Source organism: Micromonospora sp. NPDC047521, assembly GCF_055587305.1.
The window spans coordinates 1-21,724 of record NZ_JBVJGN010000006.1 but is presented as its reverse complement, the minus strand read 5'-3'; the positions used below and the strand labels follow the sequence as shown (position 1 = coordinate 21,724).

The window sequence follows — 21,724 nt, the reverse complement described above, 5'->3', positions numbered from 1 at the left end:
CCGAACTCACGTAGGGTCGGCGTGTGGGACAAATCGATAAACTCGCGAACCGCTACGTGGCCGAGTGGGCGCCGTTGAGCCCCACCGACGCGACCTTTGTCGGCATCGCCGGCCATGACGACGAACTCGACGACCTGTCGCCCGAGGGTTACCGGGCGCGCGCAGACCTGACCCGGCGGACCCTCGCCGAGCTGGAGGTCACCGAGCCGGACACCGAGACGGAACGGATCGCCAAGGAGGCGATGCAGGAACGGCTCGGCCTGGAACTGGCCAGGTACGACGCCGGCGAAACCACAAGCGAGGTCAGCGTCATCACCAGCGGACTGCACGGGATCCGCATGGTGTTCGACCTGATGCCGACCGCCACGGAGGAGGCGCAGGCAAACATCGCCTCCCGACTCAACGGACTCGCAGGTGCGCTGGAGGGCTACAAGACCACCCTGCGCGAGGCGCTCGCCGCCGGCCACGTCAGCTCGAAGGTGCAGCTGGTCGAGGTCGCCAAGCAGTGCGACATCTGGACCGACCCGACGGGTGACAACTTCTTCCACGGGCTTGTCGAACGGCTGGACGCGGACGGCACGCTCGGATCGGAGCTGCGCCGGGGCGCGGCGGCGGCGACCGCGGCGACCGCCGAGTTCGGTCAGTTCCTGCGTACCGAGCTGGCCCCGCACGGCCGGGACAAGCAGGCCGCCGGTCGGGAACGGTACGAACTCGCCTCGCAGTACTTCCTCGGCGCGAAGGTCGACCTGGACGAGACGTACGCCTGGGGTTTCGCGGAGCTGGCCCGCCTCGAGGCGGAGATGCGGGTCGTCGCCGGGCGGATCGCCGGCTCGGGTGCCACAGTCGACGAGGCGGTCGCCACGTTGGACGCCGACCCGGCGCGGACCATCCACGGCAAGGAGGCGTTCCGCGACTGGATGCAGGCCCTCGCCGACAAGGCGCTCGACGAGCTGAACGACACCCACTTCGACATTCCGGAGGTGGTCCGCCGCATCGAGTGCTGCCTCGCCCCGACCAGCGACGGCGCCATCTACTACACGGGGCCGAGCGAGAACTTCGCCCGCCCCGGAAGGATGTGGTGGGCGGTGCCGCAGGGCATCACCGAGTTCTCCACCTGGCGGGAGGTGACCACCGTCTACCACGAGGGCGTGCCGGGTCACCACCTTCAGGTGGCACAGACCGCCGTACGGGCCGACGTGCTCAACCGCTGGCAGCGGCTGCTCTGCTGGGTGTCCGGGCACGGTGAGGGCTGGGCGCTCTACGCGGAGCGGTTGATGGACGAGCTGGGCTACCTGGAGGACCCGGGCGACAAGCTGGGCATGCTCGACGGCCAGGCGATGCGCGCCGCCCGTGTGATCGTCGACATCGGCATGCACCTGGAGCTGGAGATCCCGCGGGACAATCCGTTCGGCTTCCACCCGGGCGAGCGGTGGACGCCGGAACTGGGCTGGGAGTTCATGCGGGCGCACTGCCGGGTGCCGGACGAGAACCTGCGCTTCGAGCTGAACCGCTACCTGGGCTGGCCGGGGCAGGCCCCGTCGTACAAGGTCGGCGAGCGGATCTGGCTTCAGGCTCGCGAGGACGCCAAGGCCCGCAAGGGCGCCGACTTCGACCTGCGGGAGTTCCACAGGCAGGCGTTGGACCTGGGGGCCCTGGGTCTCGACCCTCTGCGGCGGGCGCTGGCCCGGATCTGAGGTGACGAAGGCCCCGGGTGCCGGCGGGACTACCGCCCGGCACCCGGGGCCTCGGCACTGCGCTGATCAGGCCAGACTCAGCGCCAAATTCGGCTCGGCGGTAAGTGTGTTGCTTGTGACGTACGCCAGGTCGATGACCGGGTCGGTGAACGTGACAGAGATGGGCACTGTGACCGGGATGCCGTCCGGAAACGGCAGATCAGGCGTCAAGGTGATCTTGATGCCGAGCAGCTTGCCGACGAACCGGGTGGAGTAGAAGGCCACGTCACCGCTGACGGTCAACGTCCGTGTCGCGTACCGCTGGTTGCGCCCGGAAGGCCCGTCGGCGACCAGCAGGAAGTCCTTGGTCTCCGCCTCCCGCATGCTGAACTTCAGCACCTTGAGGTCGCCCTTCTCGGTGCGCAGGTCGGTGATCCCGTCGAACCGCAGACCTGTCATCTTGACCGAGGAGCCGGTGAGCTTGGACGGCGTCTGCGCCACCTTCGGCAGATTCGGGTCGGCGGCGATACGCGGCAGCATTTTGCCCGGTTCCACAGTGCCCGGCTTGTCGGGCGTTCCCGGCTTGCCCGGCTTGGCGGGGGGCGACGGTGGGCAGGTGCCGGGCTCGGGGCGGGTCGTCGGCGTCCCGCTCGGCTGGACGGTCGGGCTCGGCGACGGCGACGCGCTCTCCGCACGGTTTCCGCCGGTGAACAGGTCACCGATCCCGTCCAGGATGTCGCCGATCAGGTTGCCCCGGCGCTCGGGACTCGGCGTCGGCGTCGGCGTCGGGGTCGCCGTGGTGCGGCTGGGCGACGGGGTGGCGGTCCGGGACGGGGCGGGGCAGGCGGTGGTGGGGCGGTTCGGCGCGGCCTGCACGGCTCTGGGCTGGGCGGCCAGACCGACGACGGCCAGGCCGAGCACCACCAGGACGACGCCGAGGGTACGCGGATCGACAGACCGTCCCGGCCACTCGGGCGGCGGGCCGCCGTCGGCCAACCCTCGCTCCGGAACGGGCTGCTTCCGGACGACCTGCTCGGGAGCGACCTGCTCCCGGACGACGATCCGCTCGGGAGCGACCTGCTCGGGAGCGACCTGCTCGGGAGCGACCTGCTCGGGGACAGGCTGCTCGCGGGCGTCCTGTTCATCGTCGGCGCGTTCGGCGTCCTGCTCGGCGACGGGCAGCTCGGCTGTCGGCTCGTCGGCCTGGTCCGGTGCCGGCAGAGCCGGGCTGGCCGGCGTCCAGGCGAAGGCGAGCGCGCTGCCCACGATGCCGAGCAGCAGGCCGACGAAGAAGCCGCCGAGGTTGAGCCCGATCAGCGAGTAGACAGCGGTGAACGCCGCGACGATCGAGTAGAACGGTCGCTGCGCCGGGCTGAGCCAGAGCAGCAGGCCACAGGCCACCAGGATGACAGGGATCAGCAGGGAGAGCAGGCCGGTGGCGCCGCTGTGGAAGCTCAGCCCGTTGACCGTCATCCGGGTGGAGGCGAACATCTCCACCCCGGCCAGGGCGGTGAGAAGGCCACCCCAGAACGGGCGGCTGCGCCGCCAGCGGCGGAAGCTCTGCCACACCTGTGCCGGACCGCCGGGCCGGGCGTGGGCCGGGTTGGTGGTTGTCACGTACTCCTCCTGGCGGAGCGGGGACAGGGACACGGGCTGGCCCGCGGTGGTCGACCACCGCGGGCCTCACCTCAGAAGCACTCCTTGCCCTCGGCGGCGTCGCCCACGTTGACCTTCAGCCGCAGCCCGACCAGGTTGAAGGTGGCCGCCGTGGTGTAGCGGGACACCTGCTCGAGGTTGGTGATGGTGACGTGTTCGGAGTTCTGGCCGAACGATCCCGCCTGCGCCGTCGGGTTGAGGTCGGTGGCGTCCCGGCCGATCTTGATGTTGGTGAATGTCGCGTTGCCGTTCAGCGAGTCCATCGCGATGAGCAGATCCTTGGCCCGGGCGGGCTCCTTGCCGTCACCGGCGTTGATGGTGAGCACCACAGGCAGGCCGGGCAGGTCCGCGCGGACCGACTGGCAGAGCTTGTACAGCTCGGCGCTGCTGATCTCGGAGAGGGCCACGGGGTGGACCTTGCCGTCCTTGCCCTTCTCCCGGACGATGCCGCCGTACTGCTTGAAACCGTCGCCCTCCAGCCGCTCGGCGCCGATCTTGAAGGTCTGTCCGGAGACCGTGATGTCGGACGCGATGGCGCCGGTCGACATGCCGAACAGGATGGCACCGGCGGCCGCCGTGGCGGGCACCATCATGGCGGCGAACCGCCGCCAGCGGGTAGTGCCCTGATTGTCCAACCGCTTCTGCACGGGTTCCTCCTTATTGGACGCGGGCGGGTGGCCGGGCCCGACTGGCGGCCCCGCACCGGCCCGTCATCTGTTACCGGCGGGTAACGACCGAGGTTGATGGTGCACCCGGTGCGGCGCAGGTCACAACCCCCCAATTACCCGCCGGTAACACTTGCGTCACCGATCGATGCCGTGACCTCACGAAGTGTTGATCCACTGGTGACGAAAATCAGACCGGGAGTGGACAAGAGCGACACAACTTCCTGCGTGCGCCACGAAGAGTGAGGACGAATCGACCAATTACAATCGGGTAACAAATGTAAAGTGCCCAGGTTGCCGCAGCACTGAGGGGTGGACCGCAGCGCGGTCCACCCCTCAGGTCGTACAGCCGGTCATACGCGCGTCAGCGCTGCTCCACCTCGCCGGGGGCCGGGCGCTGCGTCGGCACGGTCGGGTCGTCGGACTTCCAGTTCGTCGACGCCGGCGGGATCTCGTCGGTCAGCGGACCACCCACAGGCTGGGGCCTGGGCTGCTCGACGGTGTCCGTGTCGCGTACCGGCTCCTGGTCCACCCGGGTCGGAGTGGAGTCGGCGGCGGGTGCGACAGGAGCCGGCTCGGCGCGGTGCCGGGCGGCGGCGCCGCCACCGTCGTTCCGCCGCGTCACCAGCCACACGCCCGCGATGAGGGCGAGCAGACCGAGGACACCTGCGGCGATCGGGCCCCAGAGACTGATCAGGCCGATCTTGAAACGGTTGTCCTTGGCCGTGTCGGCGCTGCGGGTCACCGTCTCGTCGGTGTAGTTGAAGTCCGCGTCCAGCAGCACGGTCGGGGTGCCGGTGTTCGGGCGCAGCTCCTTGTGCTGCTGCTCCCGGACGTTGATGTAGGAGCCGGTCACCGGGTCGACCCAGACCGTCCGGGTGTTGCTGTAGACGATCTGACCGCTTGTCGCGCCGGGGGCGAACTTGCCGACAAGCGTCTGGATGCTGGCCTCCGGAGTCGCCAGCACCTCGTTCTCGATCCGCTGCTCGAAGCGGTACGTCTCGATGCCCTTGATCTTCTCGGTGCCGGTGAACTTCGCCGGGAGCGCCCGCTTCAGGTCACGGTCGAACACCTGGTAGTCCCGCTTGCCGGTGCCGAACGGGAACTTGTAGAGCTGACCGGAGTAGTTCACGTTGCCGACCGGGGTCTCGTTCGCCCCGCTCTCGTTGAGCCACTGGTCCTTCCACGGGGCGGCCGCGCCCGAGATCCGGTAGAGAGCGAACTCGGTGCTGTACTGGCTGACCACCTCCTCGGTGTCGACACGCTTGACGGTCTGGAAAACGTCCCAGATCACCGCGTCGCCCTTGAGCTCCTTCGGAAGCCGGTTCTTCGTGTCGTCGGGTTGCGGAATGACCTCGACACTGGACCGCAGGTTGCCCTGCGGGACCTCGATGCTCACCGAGCTTCCGCTTGCGGTGATCTTCAAAAACTTCGCGTCCTTCGCCTCGGCGATGGACGTCGTTGGTTCGAGGTCATAGGGGAGCTTGGACACGGCGGGCGCCACGTAGAACGGCAGCCCAGCCGCGAAGACCAGCAACAAGACGCCGAGCCCAAAGAGCGCGGCGCCCACGCGTAGCTTCACTCATCCTCCTGTAACCTGCCGCCCTACGACCTGTTGTCCGGGGCTCCCGATCCTTAACATGGCGGGAGGTTACTCCCCAGTCAACTTCAAAGCGACCCCCTGGATGTCCAGATGTCCGCAGCCGCCGCGCCAACAGTTTCGGAGCCTTCGGTAGCCGGCCGACTCCCCGCCCTCGACGCGCTGCGAGCGATCGGCGCCGTGGCGGTCGTCGGCCACCACGTCGGGTTCCAGACCGCCGTCACCATGAACACCACCTGGGGCGGCTGGCTGGCACGCCTCGACGTAGGCGTCGCCATCTTCTTCGTACTCTCCGGGTTTCTGTTGTTCCGGCCCTGGGCGCTGAGCGCCGCGACGGGCCGGCCCCGGCCGCGCGCGGGCCGCTACCTGTGGCGCCGCGCCCTGCGGATCCTGCCCGCCTACTGGCTGGCGGTGCTGGTCTGCCTCGTCGTCCTGCCGCAGAACCGGCCGGCGTCCGCCGGCGACTGGATCCGCCACCTCACCTTCACGCAGATCTACCAGCCCGGCGAGCTGCGGTACGGGCTCAGCCAGACCTGGAGCCTCGCCACCGAGGTCGCCTTCTACCTGCTCCTGCCGCTGGTCGCAGTCCTCGCCGTTGGCCGGTCCTGGCGTCCCGTCCGCACCATCGCGATCGTCAGCGCGGGGGCGCTGCTGACCGCGGGCTGGCTCACCATGATGGGGTTCGGCCTGCTCGACAACGCGCTGCACACCATGTGGCTCCCGTCGTACGGCGGGTGGTTCGGCGCCGGCATGGCCCTGGGCGCGGCGCACGTCGCCCTGCGCACGGGGACCGCTCCCGCCGCCTTCCGCGTGCTGGACGACCTCGCCTCCGCGCCGCTCGCCTGCTGGGCCGCGGCCGTCGCCCTCATGGCGATCGCGACGACGCCAGTCGCCGGTCCCCGCGACCTCGCCGGTCCCACGGCAGCCGAGTTCGCCGTCAAGCTGGCCCTGTACCTCGCGATCGCGGTGCTGATCCTGGTCCCTGTGGCGTTCGGTGGGCCGAGTCGGGTCAAGGAGGTCTTCGCCAGCTCCTCCGCCCGGTGGCTCGGCGCCGTCTCGTACGGCCTGTTCCTGTGGCATCCGCTGGTCATCGAACTCATCTACCTGCTCGACGACAGGCCGTTGTTCAGCGGCGGACTGCTCAACACCTTCGCCCTGACCATGGCCTTCGGCCTGGTGTACGCGGCGGTCAGCTACTACGGAGTCGAACGTCCACTGCAACTTCTCGGTACGCAGCGGCGGCGCCGACGGGCGACGCCAGCGCCGGCACCCGTTCCACCGGTCGAGGCGGCACCCGTTCCGCCGGCCGTCGCCGCGGGCGCCCCGGTGCCGACGGCCGGCGCGTAGCGGAGTCGGCAAGCGCTGGCCCGTCGGGCATTGCCGGGCGGCTGCCCCAACCCCTAGTGTGACGCGCGTCCCTAAATTACTTGAGAGTAGGGTTCGCGTGGAGCGTAGCTTCGGCATGCCCGGACACGTGCTGTTCCTCAACTGGCGGGACACCCGTAACCCCGAGGGCGGCGGTTCCGAGGTGTACGTGGAACGGATCGCCGCCGAGCTGGTGGCGCGTGGTTTCCGCGCCACCCTCTTCTGCGCCGCACACAGCGAGGCGCCCGCCGACGAGGTCAACGAGGCGGGCGTCCGGGTGGTACGGCGCGGTGGGCGGCACACCGTCTACCTGTGGGCGGCGCTCTGCTACCTGGCGGGCGCGCTGGGTGCCGGCCCGCTCGCGGCGCGGCGCGGCGGCCGGCCCGACATCCTCGTCGACGTCTGCAACGGGTTGCCGTTCCTGGCCCCGCTCTGGGCACGACGGCCGGTGGTCAAGCTGATCCACCACGTGCACCGCGAGCAGTGGCCTGTGGTTCTTCCACAGTGGGCCGCCCGGTTCGGCTGGTGGATCGAGTCGTCCCTCGCCGTACGTGTCTACCGGCGGTGCCGATACGTCACCGTCTCCGAGGCCACCCGCCGGGAGCTGGCCACCCTAGGCGTGCCGCCCGAGCAGGTGGCAGTCGTGCACAACGGCACCCCGGAACTGCCCCCCACCGACGTCGAGCGGGCGCCGTTCCCGCTGCTCGTGACGTTGAACCGCCTGGTGCCGCACAAGCGGGTCGAGGTGGCGTTGCGGGCCGTCGCGGCGCTCGCCGACGAGCTGCCCCAACTGCGGCTGGTGGTCGCCGGCCAGGGCTGGTGGGAGCCGCACCTGCGGGAGATGGCCGCGGAGCTGGACATCACCGAACGGGTGGACTTCCGGGGCTTCGTGACCGAGGAGGAGAAGGCAGCCCTGCTCGCCTCGGCCTGGGTCGCCCTGACCCCGTCGCTGAAGGAGGGCTGGGGGCTGACGATCGTGGAGGCCGGCGCGGCGGGTACGCCAACGGTGGCGTTCCGGGAGGCCGGGGGCGTGGCCGAGGCGGTCGTCGACGGGCGTACCGGCCTGCTGGCCGACGGCATCGACGACTACCTGATGAAGGTGCGCACGCTTCTGCACGGCGACGAGATGCGACGCGAGATGGGCGCGCAGGCCCGGGAGCACGCGGCGAGTTTCACCTGGCAGGTCGCGGGTGGACGCTTCGCGGCCCTGCTGGAGAATGCGGAGTCGCCCCGCCCGGTGCAGCAGCGGGGCGAGCCGTCCTACCTGTTGCCGTAAACCTCGGGGGCGTACGGGTCCTGCTTTCCGTTGCGCTTGGCCGCTTCCGAGACGTTCTTGGCCTCGGTGGCGGCCTCCTCGTCGGTGGCGGTCGCGGCGGCCGAGAGCCCACCGAGGGCCAGGATCCCCAGCAACGCCGCCACCAGGCCGGACACGACCAGGGTCAGTGCTCTACGCATGCCAATCCTCCAATGGCGAGACGTGCGAGCGGACGTTACCACGCGGTAGCTCGCCGGTGTAGCGCCGAAAAGCTGGCAGCCACGACCACCAGAAGGGCGATGCCGAGCGCCACGACGACGGCCAGCCGGGCCGGCCCCGACGCCTCGGGTCCCGGCACGATCGTCGGATTGCGGTACAGGCTCAGGAGTGGCCCCTGGTGGATGAGTTCCAGGCCGTCGAGCGTTCCGGGGGGCAGGTCGCCGGAGACCTGGTGCTGCACGAGGACCCAGCGCACCCCGGTGGTCCAGACCGGCCGGTCCTCGGCCAACGCCTGGCGCATCTCGCGGACCCGGGGATTCTCTCCGGCCACCGCGACGTCGCCGACCCGGAGCCTGTCGTCGATCAGGACCGTGCCCGGCAGGTAGCGGGGCGCCGGGTCCAGGACCACCCGGTCGGGATTCCACGGGTACCCCCGGTAGGCGTTCAGTGGCAGCGAGAGGACCTCTCCCGGTTCCTCCTCGATGATCGCGGCCACCGTCCGCCACTCCGCCGGATAGCTCACCGGCCGGACGCGGCCGGCGCCGCCGAACGCCAGGTCCGGCATGACCGCCACCGGCAGGAGCAGCAGCCCGGCCAGCACCACCCCCGCCACCTCCCGGTCGAGCCGGGCCACCAGCCGCTCGGCGCCCAGCGCCGCGCACACCACGAGCAGCAGGGCGTACGGGGCCAGGAACTTCTGGCCGTCCCGCAGCAGCCCCGCACCGGGCAGGTGCACCACGGCCCAGCGCAGCACCGCGTCCCCGCCGGGCAGCACAGCGAACGCGGCGAGAAGAAAGCTGACCCCGGCCAGCACGCCCAGCCGCAACGTCGTACCCGCCGGCAGCCGACGCCGCAGCAGCCCGACACCGACACCGGCGAGGACCAGCAGCAGCAGGGTCGCCAGCGGCACCAGCGGCGCGGCTCGGCTGCCCGGGGTGGCCTGCGCGTTCCAGATGCCACCGGTACCGGCGAGCGCCACCAGCGGACCGGCCCAGTTCTCGGCGCGCGCCGCGAACGCCCCCACCCCCGCCGGATCGGAGGACCCACCGGCGCCGGTGACCAGGGCCGCCACCACCCAGGGAGCGTTGAGCAGCGTCAGACCGGCCACCGCGTACCTCATCTCGCGCGCCCGCCTGGCGCTCAGGAGAACAGGTCGGGTCAGCGGGCGGCCCGGGATGCGGCGCTGCGGCACCAGCAGGACAACCACACCCAGCGCGATCAGCCCGCCGGTCGGCGTGATCGCGGCGGGAGCCGCGGCGAGCACCACCCGGGCCAGCGCGCCGTCACGACCCTCCCGCAGCGCCAGCGCCGCCCGCACCAACCAGGGCAGCGCGGCGTACGCGAGCAGCAGCCCCCACTGCCCGATCAGCAGCCGCTCGGCGAGGTACGGCGTCCACGCGTACGCCACGGCGGCGAACAACCTGACGGCGAGGCGGTCGGTCGGCACCAGCCGGCCGGCCCCGACGGCGGCCAGCAGCACCGCCCCCACCAGCGCCAACCGCTGCACCAACCAGCCCGGGACGAGCTGGGTGACCAGGGAGACCAGCGCGTCCATCGGCACCGCGCGGGGCAGGCTCTGCGCCGGGGCGACGAGATCCCAGGTCAACGGCTGCCGGGGTACGAACACCATGTCGTACAGCAGCGCGTACCCGGGTGCGGCCAACGGAGCGAGCACCAGCACCGTGACGGTCACCGCCGCGACGTACAGCGGCAGTGTGTCCCGCGCCCACCGTCGCGGGGTGTCGACGTCGGCGGGTCGGTCAACCATTCACGCCGCCGGTACCGCCCGGCCGACGGTGATCAGTTGGGTGCACACCCCCACCCCCGGGGTGGCCACGGTGATCCGGACGGAGTCTCCGCCGCCCTCCATCAGGAAGAACACCTCGTTCAGACCACGCCGCAGGGTGATCTCCCGGGTGGCGTCGCCGAGCTGGAACAGCGCCGTCGAGTCCCCCGAGCTGAGGTAACCGAACTGCACCACGTACGGCCACTCCTCCAGGTAGCCGTCCATCATGATCCGGGTGGTCCGCCCGCCCTCGGCCAGGTGCCCGCAGTCGGCCACCGGGCCCGGCACGATCTTGCGCCCCTCGACGGCTACCGGACGGATCCGGCCGGACTCGTCGAACGTCGACGGCCTCTCGGCCAGCTCGACGAACGTGGGCCTGCGCTCCGCCGGCCGGAAGAAGTGCGACTGGAGGTTGTCCGGCCAGAAGTACCCAGCCACCACCCGCTCCGGAACGGTGGTGTCGAAGAAGACGGTGGTCGGCGGCGCGGCGGCCAGCTCGGCCTGCGCCGTGGCGAGGTAGTCCCGCCCGTGCTTGGTGCTCCAGTTGTCCCCGAAACGGGCAGTGCTCCACAGCGTGCCCACCCCGATGCCGGCCAGCAGGACGATGATCGAGACCAGGCCGACCGCGAAGGCCCCCGGCTCCCGCAGGACCGTCGGCACCGGCCACGCGGAGACGTCGTCCTCGTTGGCGTCCTTCGTGCCCAGCAGGGCCGCGCCCACACAGATCGCGGCGACGAGCACCACGTCGGCGACGTACCGGGGGATCACGCCCACCAGCGGGCCGAGCGGCCCACCGAGCCGGGTCACCGCGAAGAGCGCCGCGACCAGGCCGAGGTAGCACACGAGCAGGAGCCAGGCCCGCCCGGCCGACGGGCGTCGCCGCACCGTGACCACGACCAGCGTCACCAGCACCGCCCAGGACAACCACTTGGCGACCTCGTACGGATCCACAAGCGGTGGCCCGTCACCGGCGTACGTCCACCGCCAGGGCCCACCGAGCAGACCCGGTACGACAGTGTCGCCGACCAGGTCACCGAGGAACGTGAGGACCTGACCGACCGACGTGGGTTCGTCCAGCTCGCGAGCCGGGCGGGTCAGATAGAACGCCAGGTACGCCCCGGAGAGCACCCCGAGCACCAGCCACGCCGGCCAGTACCGACGCACTGTCGTCACCAGGCTGCGCCACGCCCGCCCCGACGTGAACAGGAAGGCGGTGAGCAGGAACAGCAGCGGCACGATCAGCAGGGCCTTGGTGTCGAAGAGCAGCCCGAACACCACCCAGACGGCGACCGTGACGAGGTGCCGCAGGCGGCCCGTCCGCACGTACCGCACCTGGGCCGACACCGCCAGGACCAGCGCCAGCTGTGTCGGCAACACGAGCAGGCCGACCAGCCACAGCGACGACACCTCGAGCGTCAGCGGGCTGAACACGAACAGGCACAGCGGGATCAGCAGTCCCCAGCCCGGCCGGAGCAGGTCCCGCAGCAGCCGGTACAGGGCGAAGCCGACCGCCGCCTGACCGAACGCGAGCAGCAGCACCCACGGCCAGCTGGCGAAGCCGGCCACCCGCACCATCGCCCAGGCCACCAGCAGACCGCCCGGCATGAGGTGGTTGTTGAACGTCCGCATCAGGTAGTCCACGTCCAGCCTGGTGTCCAGGACCTGCGCGGCGATGACGAACTCGTCCTGGGAGAACCAGCCACGGGCGGCGAGGCCGGCACGCCAGGCGACGGACATGACGAGGAGGGCGACCGCGACCGCGCGAACCCGGTCGGCCCGGAGCCATCGGCCGACCGGCCCCGGCCCGTCGCCGTCGCCGTCGACACCCCCCGGACGCGTCTCGGCCTCAGCTTCTGGCATTGACATGGTCGGCAGCCTGCCACACGCTTACACGCCGTGGGGACGGCCGTTCTCCCGATAACGCCACCGCAGCGCCCCAGGTCGCCAGTCCGTGCCCGGTCCGGATAACGTCGCGCGACACATGTCGGCTGCGCGTGCGTGTCCGGCTGGCGGAGACAGGAGCCGAAATGCGTGCAGAGGTGACAGGTGACGTCGCTCCGGCGTCCAGTCGTACCCGGCGTACCGCCCGGCGTTTCCGGCACCTGACCATCTGCATCGCGCTCACCGCCCTCGCCTTCCAGCAGGCCCCGGGGCAGGTCGTCCCCGACACCAAGGTCGACCTGAACGTGAACCCGGCCGGGTGGCTGCTGCGCTCGCTGCACCTGTGGGACCCGACCGGCACGTTCGGTCAGCTCCAGAACCAGGCGTACGGATATCTCTGGCCGATGGGTCCGTTCTTCCTGCTCGGGTCGGAACTGGGTCTCGCGCCGTGGGTGGTCCAGCGGCTGTGGTGGGCACTGCTCTTCTGCGTCGCGTACCTGGGTGCGGTGCGGCTCGCGGGCCGGCTCGGCATCGGCACACCCGCCGGACGCATGATCGCGGGTGTCGCCTTCGCGCTGTCGCCCCGGATCCTCACCCAGCTCGGCTGGTCGTCGGTGGAGGCGTGGCCGAGCGCCATCGCCCCGTGGGTGCTCATCCCCCTCGTGGGTCTGGCCAAGGGCACCACCCCGCTGCGGCGTGCCGTCGCCGGGTCGGCGGTCGCCGTGGCCTGCGCCGGCGGCGTCAACGCCACGGCCGTGGCCGCGGTGGTGCCGCTCGCCCTGCTCTGGCTCGCCACCCTCACGCCGGTACGCCGTCGCGTCACCGCGCTGGCCGCCTGGTGCGGCGCGGTCGCCCTGGCCACGGCATGGTGGCTGGTGCCGCTGCTGGTCCTCGGGCGGTACAGCCCACCGTTCCTCGACTACATCGAGACCGCCCGGAACACCACGAGCGTCACCGACGCGGTGACGACGTTGCGCGGCGCCTCCTACTGGGTGGCGTACCTGGGCTCCGCGTTCGGTCCGACGATCCCGTCCGGCTCGCGGCTCGGCAACGAGTCGCTGCTGGTCGCCGCCACCCTGACGGTCGCCGCCCTCGGCGTCCTCGGGCTGTCCCGACGCGGCATGCCGCACCGCCGGTTCCTCGTCACCGGTCTGGTGCTCGGCGCCGCGCTCGTCGGTCTCGGCCACGTCGGCGATCTGCCGAACATCCTCGCCGGGCCGCAGCAGGAGTTCCTCGACGGCGTCGGCGCGCCACTGCGCAACGTGCACAAGTTCGACGTCCTGCTGCGACTGCCGCTGGCGCTCGGCATGGCGCACCTGATCGGCCTTGCCGTCCGGGCGGCCCGCACGGCACCCGAACGGCAGCGCCCACGTACCGTCGCGCGCGCCTGGCTCACCGCCGGCGTGGCGATGGTCGCCGTGGCGGGGGTCGCCACGCCCGCGCTCGCCGGCGGTCTCGCCACGCCGGGCAGCGTGAAGAACGTGCCCGGCTACTGGCACGAGGCCACCGACTGGCTCGACGCGAACACGGGCCGCGGCCGGGTCCTCGTCGTTCCCGGGGCGCGCTTCCCGTCGTACGACTGGGGCAGCACCACGGACGAGATCACCCAGCCGCTGCTGGACAGCCGGTGGGCCGTCCGCAACGCCATCCCGTTCACGCCGCCCACCACGATCCGGCTGCTGGACGCCATCGAGGCGACGCTCGCCACCGGCGCCGGCTCGACCGGTCTGGCCGACCTGCTCGCCCGATCCGGGATCAGCCACGTCCTGTTCCGCGCCGACCTCGACCACGGCCGCTCCGACACGGCCCGCCCGGCGGTGGTCCGGCAGGCCCTGGACCGCTCACCGGGGCTGACCCTCGTCACCTCGTTCGGCCCGGTACGCGGCGGCCCGTCGTCTCCCGACGAGTTCCGCGACCAGGGCCTCGACGTGCCGGTACGCGCGCTGGAGGTCTACCGGGTCGACCGGGCCGTCGATCCGGTGGTCGCCTACGACCGGGACGACGTGACCACGGTCGTCGGCGGCCCCGAGTCGCTTCTCGACCTCGCCGCGGCGGGTCAACTGAGCGCGGCGCCCACGGTCCTGGCCGGCGACGCGCCGCCCGGTGACGCCGGGTCGGTCGCCATGACCGACGGGCTGCGCAGGCGGGACGTGTCGTTCGGCCGGCTGCGCGACAACTCCTCGCAGACCCTGACCGCCGACGACACCTTCGACGTGTCGGCGCCGGCACACGACTACCTGCCCGAGTGGGGCGCGGAGCGATCCACCGTGGCCCGCTTCGAGGGCATCAGCGCGGTCCGCGCCTCGACGGCGAGGTCGCAGGTCGACTCGCCCGGCGGCACCCGTCCGGAGCACCAGCCGTACGCGGCGATGGACGGCAACCCGGCGACCTCCTGGCAGTCCGCCCCGTACGCGCCGAGCGACAGGCAGTGGATCGAGGTTGCCCTCGCGAACGCGACACGGGTCACGAGGGTTGAGGTGTGGTTCGACCTGAAGGCCGACGCGCTGCCCACGACGGTGACAGTCACCGCCGGGTACGAGAGCCGCACGATCGAGCAGTTCACCGACCACATGGTCTTCGAACTGCCAGGCGTGCACGCCACCCGCGACGTCCAGGTCTCGGTCGACGGCGCGTACGACCTCCGCCCGTTCGGCAACGGGTCGGTGGGCATCGCCGAGATCAAGATTCCCGGGATCAGGACCGGCCGGACCCTCGTGCTTCCCGCCGCACCGGCCACCACGCAACCGGCGACGGTGGTGATGTCGGCGGCCCCCAGCACACCTGCCTGCTTCTCGGTCGACGGGCGGCCCCGCTGCTCCACCGACGCCGTCCGCGGCTCCGAGGACGCGTCCACGGTCGACCGGACCCTGACCCTGCCCAGCGCCGGCGCGTACGACGCCCGGCTGTGGGCGCGGCCGACACCCGGCCCGGACCTGGACGCGACAGTCGACAAGCTGGTGGCCGACGCGCAGCCGCTGCGCCTCGCGCCGCAGATCAGCGCCTCCTCGACGTCGGTGCCCGACCCGACCGGCCGGGCCGGGGTGGTGCTCGACGGCAATCCGGCGACCAGCTGGTCGCCGGCGGCCAACGACGAGGCCCCGATCCTGCGCCTCAAGTGGCTCAAGCCGCAGACCATCAGTGGGCTCCGCTTCTCCGTCGACGACGAGGCGGCGGCCACGCGCATCGGCAGTGTCCGGGTGGTCGGCGACGACGGTTTCCGCAGCAGCCTGGTCGGCGACGACGGGCTGCTCCGCCTGGACCCGCCGATGCGCACCGACGAGATCACCATCCAGTTCCTCGACAAGCCGTCCGCCACCAGCACCGACCCGTACAAGCTGCGGCTGCCGGAGACGCTGCCCGTCGCGGTCGGTGAGGTGACAGTGCTGCCCGGGGCGTCCACCGTCACGCCGCGCCTCGACACCCCCCTGAAGCTGGCCTGCGGATCGGGGCCGACGCTCGCCGTCGGCACGGCCCGGGTCACCACCACCCTCAGCGGCACCCTGCGCGACCTGCTCGAGCTGCGCGACATGCCGGTCACGCCGTGCGGCAGGGAGACACCCAGGCGCCTGGACCTGGACCGCGGCGAGCACCGCGTCGTCGCCACCGCCGGCACGCTTGCCGCACCGACCCTTGTCGCCCTCGTGCCGCAGAAGGTCGCGCCCGCCCCGGCGGTGGCCGCCAGTCCCGTCCAGGTCGAGTCGTGGGCAGCCACCGAACGACGGGTACGGGTGGACGAGCGCCCCGTCGACCGGGTGCTCGCCGTGCGGGAGAACACCAACACCGGCTGGCAGGCGACAATCGGTGGGCGGACGCTCACGCCACTTGTGGTGGACGGCTGGCAGCAGGGCTGGGTCCTTCCCGCCGGCGTCTCCGGCGAGGTGGTGCTGCGCTTCGCCCCGGACACCACGTACCGGGCGGGTCTGCTGCTCGGCGGCATCCTGCTGGCGGTGGTGGTCCTCCTCGCGGTGCTGCCGCAGCGCACGCCGGCCGGGAGCACCGCCGTACCGCGCGGCAGGCGCCGACTCACCCGGTCCCTGCCGCTGCTGGCCGTGGGCGCCGGCGCGCTGGTGCTGTCCAGCGGGCTCATCGGTGGCCTGCTCGTGGCGGCCGGGTTCATGCTTGCCGTACCCGGACCGCGCCGCCTGCCCTGGACGACCGATCCCCGGCGGGCCCGGATGATCAGCCGGGCTGTCGAGACCTGGCTCCCCGGTGGGCTCGTCGTGCTCGCCGGATGGCTCTACCTCGAGTCGGCGCACCGGCACACCGACGCCGCCTCGCAGCTCGCGATCGTCGTCGCGCTGGGTGCCCTCTGGATCTCCACCGCCGCCCGCCGACGACCCGTACGCCGGATCAGGCCGACCGCGGCACCCGCCGCTCCCGCCCAGCGCACCGCCCCGGACGAGCAGCCGGAACCGACCGCGCCCGCCCTCAGCGAGATCACATGAGCCGTCCCGAGCCGACGACGGAGACGGCCCCGACGGGCGGACGCAGCACAGGCCTGGGCGCGGCCGGAGCCGCCGTCACCCTGGCCGGCGTCCTCGTCAACGGCCTGGCCTACCTGGTGCCGGTCCTCGCCGCCCGCCGGCTCGACCCGGCCGGCCTCAGCGCGCTCGCCACAGCCCTGGGTCTGGTGGCGATCGCCGCCGTACCCGGCCTCGGCCTGCAACTGGCCGTGGCCGTGCACCACGCCCGGCACGGTTCGTCCGACACGAGGCGACTCACCGCGGTGACCGCCGCCGTGAGCGCCACGGCGCTGATCCTGGCGACACCGCTGCTGGTCACCGCCCTGGACCTGCCCGTCGAGGTACCCGCACTGCTGGCGGTCACCACCGCCGCGGTCGTGTTGTCGTCCCGTTCGCTCGGCGAGTTGCAGGGCAGCCAACGGTTCCTGCGCCTGGCCGCCGCGATGGCCCTGCTCGCCGCCGGCCGGTACGGCGGAGTGATCGCCGGGCTGCTGCTCGGCACCGGGCTGACCGGCGCGCTCACGGCCGGCGCGCTGACCGCCGCGCTCACCCCGGTCGTGCTGGCCCGGATCGCCCGCACACCCGACCGGTCGACCACCGCGCCACGACTGACAGTCGCCCAGGTGACCGCCGGCTGCGGCGCGACCCTGGCGATGCTCGTCGTCTCCTACGCCGACCTGCTCCTGGCCCGGCAACTGCTTCCCCCGTCCGGGTCCGGGGCGTACGCGGTGGGCACCGTCCTGAGCAAGGGCGCGCTGTGGGCGCCGCAGGTCGCCGCCGTCCTCGCCCTGCCACGTCTGGCGCGCGGCGACCGCCGCAGCCGTACCGTGGCTCTCGCCGTGACCGGTGGGTGCGGTCTGGTGCTGGTGCTCGCGTCGACGCTGGCCGGCGGGCTGGCCTTCCGGCTCGCCGGTGGACCGGACTACACCCACCTGGGCCGGTACGCGCCGATCTTCGCCACGGTCGGTGGGCTCTACGCGGTGGCGTTTGTGCTGCTCAACGACCGTCTCGCGGCCGGCGTACGGTGGCCCGCGGCACCCCTGTGGGTGGGCACGGCCGGGCTCGTCACCGTCGCGGCGATCACGCGACCCCGCACCGTCTCCGATCTCCTCCTGCTCGCCCTCGGCACGGCCCTCGTGACGACTGTGCTGATGGCGCTGCCCGCCCGCCGATCCGTCTAGCTCTCCGCGAGCCAGTCGTGCAGCAGGCGGTGGTCGATCGCGTCGACCCGGCCGAGCGTACGACCGGAGGCCACCCGCTCCCGCAGGTCCGCCCGGGTGAACCAGCGTGCCTCCAGCAGCTCCTCGCCGTCGACACGTACCTCCTCGGACGTGGCGGTGGCCCGGAAGCCCACCATCAGGCCGGCGGGGAACGGCCACGCCTGCGAGCCCTGGTAGGTCACGTCGGTGACGATGATCCCGGCCTCCTCGGCCATCTCGCGACGGACCGCGTCCTCCAGGCTCTCACCGACCTCGACGAAGCCGGCCAACGTCGAGTACGCGTCGGGGGCCGCACCGGCGTGCCGGGCCAGCAGGCAGCGTCCCGGCGGGCCGGGCGCCTCGACCAGCACGATGATCGCCGGTTCGATGCGGGGGAACAGCAGCCGTCCGCACTCCGCGCCGGTGCACGTCCGGACGTGTCCGCCGCCGCCGATCACTGCCGTCGCGCCGCAGGTGCCGCAGTACCGCTGCTGCCGGTGCCAGTGCAGCAACCCCCGGGCGTACGCCTGCACGGCCGCGCCGTCCGCGTCGAGCCGACCGACAAGCGCCCGTACGTCTGTGGACCGCACCGCACCTGCCATCTCGACGGCGGACCGCTCGTCGAGCCCGGACAGGTCCACGGCGAACACGGCGGCGTCACCGTCGAGGCCCAGGAAGACCGTCTCACCGGCGGCGGACCGGGCGAGCGACGCCCGCTCGGCGGTCAACCGGACCGGACCGTCCCCGTCGACGAGACAGCGGTCCCGCCACAGCGGCAGGACGACGGTGTCCGACTTGTCGAGCAGCGCGTCCAGCCGGGTCGCGTCGGTGCGCAGCGCACCCGCCCGGTCCAACCGACCACCGCCGTACGCCAGCACCCGCTCCGCAGCACCCACCCCGTCACCGTGCCAGGTCGGCGGCACGTCACCGGCACCGCCCCCGCCCCGGCACGACACGCCGGCCGACACGCCGTACCCGCGCGGGTGGGCGCAGCCCACGACCACGGCTGGCCATTGGCTACCGTAGGTGTCCTCCGGGAGGGTGGACCTCCCGCGACATCCTGGCGATCGAGGTTGTAGTGACGCTGTACGGCGAAAAAAGTCCACCCGCCGACGACCGGCCCACCGTGCAGGTCACCGCGGTCACCTGGCCCGACGACGGCCCGGCAACAGTGCCCGCGCCGGCCGTCGGTGAGCCGGAGGACACCCCACGCCGTGGTCGCCGGATGCGGATCCTCCTCGCGGCCGGCGTGACAGGTGGTGTGTTCGCCGCCGTGGCGGGCGCCGGTGCCTGGGCGTACGCCGGAGACGTCCCCAGGGGCACCACGGTGCTCGGCGCCGAACTGGGCGGCCGGAGCCGTACCGACGCGGACCGCGCTTTGCGCGCGGAGCTGGACCGGCGCGCGGCGGCCCTCGCCGCGCCGCTGCGGGTCACCGTCGGGCAGCGCACCGCCGAGATCAACCCGGCGGACGTGGGGCTGGCCATCGACGTACCCGCCACCGTCGCGGCGGCGGCCGAGGCCGACGCGCACCCGGTCAGTCGACTGGTCGGCTCCCGCACCGTCGACCCGGTGGTCACCATCGACGTGGGCCGGCTGGACGCGGCACTGGGCCAGGCAGTCGGCGACGAGGCCCGTGGGATGACCATGCCGGCGATCACCTTCAAGGGCACCACCCCGAAGGTCGTGCAGCCCAAGCCGGGGCTGGCACTCGACCCGCAGCGCTCCGCCGACCTGGTCCGCGCCGGCTGGCTGGCCGGTGACCCGATCACCGTGCCGCTCGTGGAGAGCCACCCGGCGACCACTGCGGAGGAGCTGGAGAAGCTCGTCACCGAGCTGGCGAAGCCGGCGGTGGCAGCGCCGGTCACGCTGCGTACCGACAAGGGCTCGGTGAAGGTACCGCCCGCCGCCATCGCGAAGAGTCTGCGGTTCACCGCCGACAAGACCGGCAAGCTGACCCCGAGCGTGGACGTCAAGCGGCTGCGCACGGCACTCGGCGACGACCTGAACGCCATCGAGGTGCCGCCGAAGGACGCCACGATGACCATCTCCGGCGGCCAGCCGAAGGTCGTCGAGGGCCGGCCCGGCCAGCAGCTCGACACGGCCGATCTGGGCCGCGACCTACTGGCGGTGCTGCCGAAGTCGGAGGGACGCGAGGTCACCGGCGAGCTGAAGCCGACACCGCCGGCGCTGACCGCCGAGAAACTGGCCGGCCTGGGCATCAAGGAGCGGGTTTCCACATTCACCACCCGGTTCACCGGCGGCATGGCGTCGTCGCGCAGCCAGAACATCGCCACCATCGCCAAGGAGGTGGACGGCACCGTAGTCCTGCCCGGCAAGACGTTCTCGCTGAACGGCCACACCGGCGAACGGGGCTACGCGCAGGGCTACCGGGATGCCCCGGTGATCCTGGACGGCAAGTTGGTGCCGGGCGTCGGCGGCGGCACCTCGCAGTTCACCACGACGCTGTTCAACGCCACCTACTACGCAGGCCTGGAGGACGTCGAGCACAAGCCGCACTCGTACTGGTTCGACAGGTACCCGGCGGTCATCGAGTCGACGATCTTCTGGCCGGACCTGGACTTCAAGTTCCGCAACAACACCGAGTACGGCCTGCTCATCGACACGTCGGTCACGTCGAGTTCGGTGACCGTGTCGATCTGGAGCACGAAGATCTACGACAGCGTGAAGACCGAGTACGGCCCGCGCCGCAACATCACCACGCCGAAGGTCATCCACCTCGAACCCGGTCCGTCGTGCATTCCGAGCAACGGCATAAACGGTTTCACCCAGGACGCCTTCCGGGTCATCAAGAAGGGCGGCGTGGTGGTCAAGCGGGAGAAGTTCAGCTGGCGCTACGACGCGGAACCCCGCTACGTCTGCGGCCCGAAGCCGTCCTGAGGTCAGAAGGTGGCGATCGGGTTGACCGGGCTGCCGGACGTGCCGGCGAAGCGGACCGGCGCGACCGCGAGCTGGAAGTCCCACTGGTCGAGTTCGGCAGCGGTTGCCGCGCACGCCTCCAGGTCGCAGTTGTCGAGCAGCCAGAGGCCCATCGCGACGAGGCTCACGGCGTGCACTGGCATCAACACGTCGTCGTACCCCGACGGCTGAACGTCCTGAGGGGTGTCGGCGCCGATCAGCGCGACGTCGCGTTCGTGGAGCCACGGCAGGCAGGACGCGTGCCAGCCGGCCTGGCTGAATCCGCCTGCCGGCCCGCTCTCGTGCCGGGATCGGCCGTAGCCGGTGCGCAGGAGCACCGCGTCGCCTGGTCGCACACGTACGCCCTGGCGGCGTTCGGCCTCCTCAAGATCGTCGGGGAACACACCCTGCCCCGGTTCCAACCACGGCACGCCGCGGGCCCCGGCCACGTCCAGTAGGACGCCACGCGTGATGATCCCGTTCGCCGCCGCCGTGACCGCCGCCCAGGCCGATCCCGTTGCCGCGTCGACAAGCGAGGACGGCCGCCCGTTGTACATGCTGCCGTCCCAGAAGATGTGAGCCGGCGAGTCGACGTGGGTGAGGGTGTTGCCGTGGAACATGAGGCCGAGCCGCTCCGACGAGAAGCCCCAGCGCCGGTCGGCGTGGAAGGCGGGCGGCATGTTCTCGGCGCCCGGCATCTCGACGGCGCGCGGGCACGTGGTCGTGGACCGCTCCATGTCGTCCGGCACGGCAACCTCCCACGCGCAGGACACGCTCCTGCCGTGGCGTACGGCCCGCGCCGCCGCCAGCCGGACCTCGTCGGTGATGTGGTTCAGGGTCCCGAGTTCGTCGTCGTCGCCCCAGCGTCCCCAGTTCGACAACGTGTCGAAGTACCCGAGCACGTCGTCCTGCGTCGGTCGCACTGCGGCCATCTCAGCGTCAACTCCTCCGGCTGCGGAAACGGTCCGGGAAACGCAGAACGGGTCACCCGTGAGGGTGACCCGTTCTGGAATGATTGTCCGGCGGCGTCCTACTCTCCCACACC

14 protein-coding genes are annotated in these 21,724 nt (G+C 71.9%); 6 read left to right on the top strand and 8 right to left on the bottom strand.

Features of this window, described 5'->3' with window-relative positions; translation table 11 throughout:
• The first annotated feature begins 23 nt into the window (after nt 1–23).
• The gene (locus ACZ6N8_RS15140; protein ID WP_466010410.1) at nt 24–1,694 is read left to right on the top strand and encodes a DUF885 domain-containing protein; all 1,671 of its coding nucleotides are present in this window, start codon (nt 24–26) and stop codon (nt 1,692–1,694) included.
• 66 nt (nt 1,695–1,760) lie between these two features.
• Here ACZ6N8_RS15140 and ACZ6N8_RS15135 read toward each other — a convergent pair whose 3' ends face one another.
• The 3 genes from ACZ6N8_RS15135 to pgfA all read right to left on the bottom strand — a co-directional run bounded on the left by ACZ6N8_RS15135 (nt 1,761) and on the right by pgfA (nt 5,576).
• Nucleotides 1,761–3,290 carry a DUF6114 domain-containing protein gene (locus ACZ6N8_RS15135; protein WP_466010408.1) on the bottom strand — a complete coding sequence of 510 codons (1,530 nt, stop codon included), beginning with the start codon at nt 3,288–3,290 and terminating at the stop codon, nt 1,761–1,763.
• Between the two features lie 71 nt (nt 3,291–3,361).
• The gene (locus ACZ6N8_RS15130; RefSeq protein ID WP_466010406.1) at nt 3,362–3,976 is read right to left on the bottom strand and encodes a DUF6230 family protein; all 615 of its coding nucleotides are present in this window, start codon (nt 3,974–3,976) and stop codon (nt 3,362–3,364) included.
• Nucleotides 3,977–4,358: 382 nt separating this feature from the next.
• Nucleotides 4,359–5,576 carry a cell envelope lipid trafficking protein PgfA gene (gene pgfA / locus ACZ6N8_RS15125; RefSeq protein ID WP_466010405.1) on the bottom strand — a complete coding sequence of 406 codons (1,218 nt, stop codon included), beginning with the start codon at nt 5,574–5,576 and terminating at the stop codon, nt 4,359–4,361.
• Between the two features lie 111 nt (nt 5,577–5,687).
• Between pgfA and ACZ6N8_RS15120 the strand changes: the two genes are divergently transcribed.
• Both ACZ6N8_RS15120 and ACZ6N8_RS15115 read left to right on the top strand, forming a co-directional pair.
• On the top strand, nt 5,688–6,941 hold the full coding sequence (locus tag ACZ6N8_RS15120) for an acyltransferase family protein (RefSeq protein WP_466010403.1): 1,254 nt from the start codon (nt 5,688–5,690) through the stop codon (nt 6,939–6,941).
• A gap of 115 nt (nt 6,942–7,056) precedes the next feature.
• Entirely contained in the window at nt 7,057–8,235 is a 1,179-nt protein-coding gene (locus ACZ6N8_RS15115) for a glycosyltransferase family 4 protein (protein WP_466010888.1), read from the top strand.
• Here the strand turns inward: ACZ6N8_RS15115 and ACZ6N8_RS15110 are convergent.
• From ACZ6N8_RS15110 to ACZ6N8_RS15100, 3 genes are read right to left on the bottom strand one after another with little or no spacing between them, the layout of a single operon-like run.
• Nucleotides 8,220–8,414 carry a hypothetical protein gene (locus ACZ6N8_RS15110; protein ID WP_139584335.1) on the bottom strand — a complete coding sequence of 65 codons (195 nt, stop codon included), beginning with the start codon at nt 8,412–8,414 and terminating at the stop codon, nt 8,220–8,222. The genes ACZ6N8_RS15115 and ACZ6N8_RS15110 overlap by 16 nt on opposite strands.
• A 35-nt stretch (nt 8,415–8,449) precedes the next feature.
• Nucleotides 8,450–10,201: an MmpA family trehalose lipid delivery protein gene (locus tag ACZ6N8_RS15105; protein ID WP_466010401.1), complete on the bottom strand. Its 1,752-nt coding sequence runs from the start codon at nt 10,199–10,201 to the stop codon at nt 8,450–8,452.
• Complete coding sequence (locus tag ACZ6N8_RS15100; protein WP_466010886.1) at nt 10,202–12,079, bottom strand: hypothetical protein; 1,878 nt, start codon at nt 12,077–12,079, stop codon at nt 10,202–10,204.
• A gap of 167 nt (nt 12,080–12,246) precedes the next feature.
• Between ACZ6N8_RS15100 and ACZ6N8_RS15095 the strand changes: the two genes are divergently transcribed.
• Nucleotides 12,247–16,545 (top strand): alpha-(1->3)-arabinofuranosyltransferase, encoded by a 4,299-nt coding sequence (locus ACZ6N8_RS15095; RefSeq protein ID WP_466010399.1) that lies wholly within the window; start codon nt 12,247–12,249, stop codon nt 16,543–16,545.
• Nucleotides 16,542–17,744 carry a polysaccharide biosynthesis protein gene (locus ACZ6N8_RS15090; protein WP_466010397.1) on the top strand — a complete coding sequence of 401 codons (1,203 nt, stop codon included), beginning with the start codon at nt 16,542–16,544 and terminating at the stop codon, nt 17,742–17,744. Before ACZ6N8_RS15095 ends, ACZ6N8_RS15090 begins: the two co-directional genes overlap by 4 nt.
• On the opposite strand, the gene nudC is transcribed toward ACZ6N8_RS15090, so the two are convergent.
• Nucleotides 17,741–18,658, bottom strand: a complete 918-nt coding sequence (nudC, locus tag ACZ6N8_RS15085; protein ID WP_466010395.1) for an NAD(+) diphosphatase — start codon at nt 18,656–18,658, stop codon at nt 17,741–17,743. The genes ACZ6N8_RS15090 and nudC overlap by 4 nt on opposite strands.
• Nucleotides 18,659–18,840: 182 nt before the next feature.
• Here nudC and ACZ6N8_RS15080 point away from each other — a divergent pair, with 182 nt between their 5' ends.
• Nucleotides 18,841–20,661, top strand: a complete 1,821-nt coding sequence (locus ACZ6N8_RS15080) for a VanW family protein (protein WP_466010393.1) — start codon at nt 18,841–18,843, stop codon at nt 20,659–20,661.
• Nucleotides 20,662–20,663: 2 nt separating this feature from the next.
• Here ACZ6N8_RS15080 and ACZ6N8_RS15075 read toward each other — a convergent pair whose 3' ends face one another.
• Entirely contained in the window at nt 20,664–21,611 is a 948-nt protein-coding gene (locus ACZ6N8_RS15075) for a cyclase family protein (protein ID WP_466010391.1), read from the bottom strand.
• Nucleotides 21,612–21,724 lie beyond the last annotated feature (113 nt).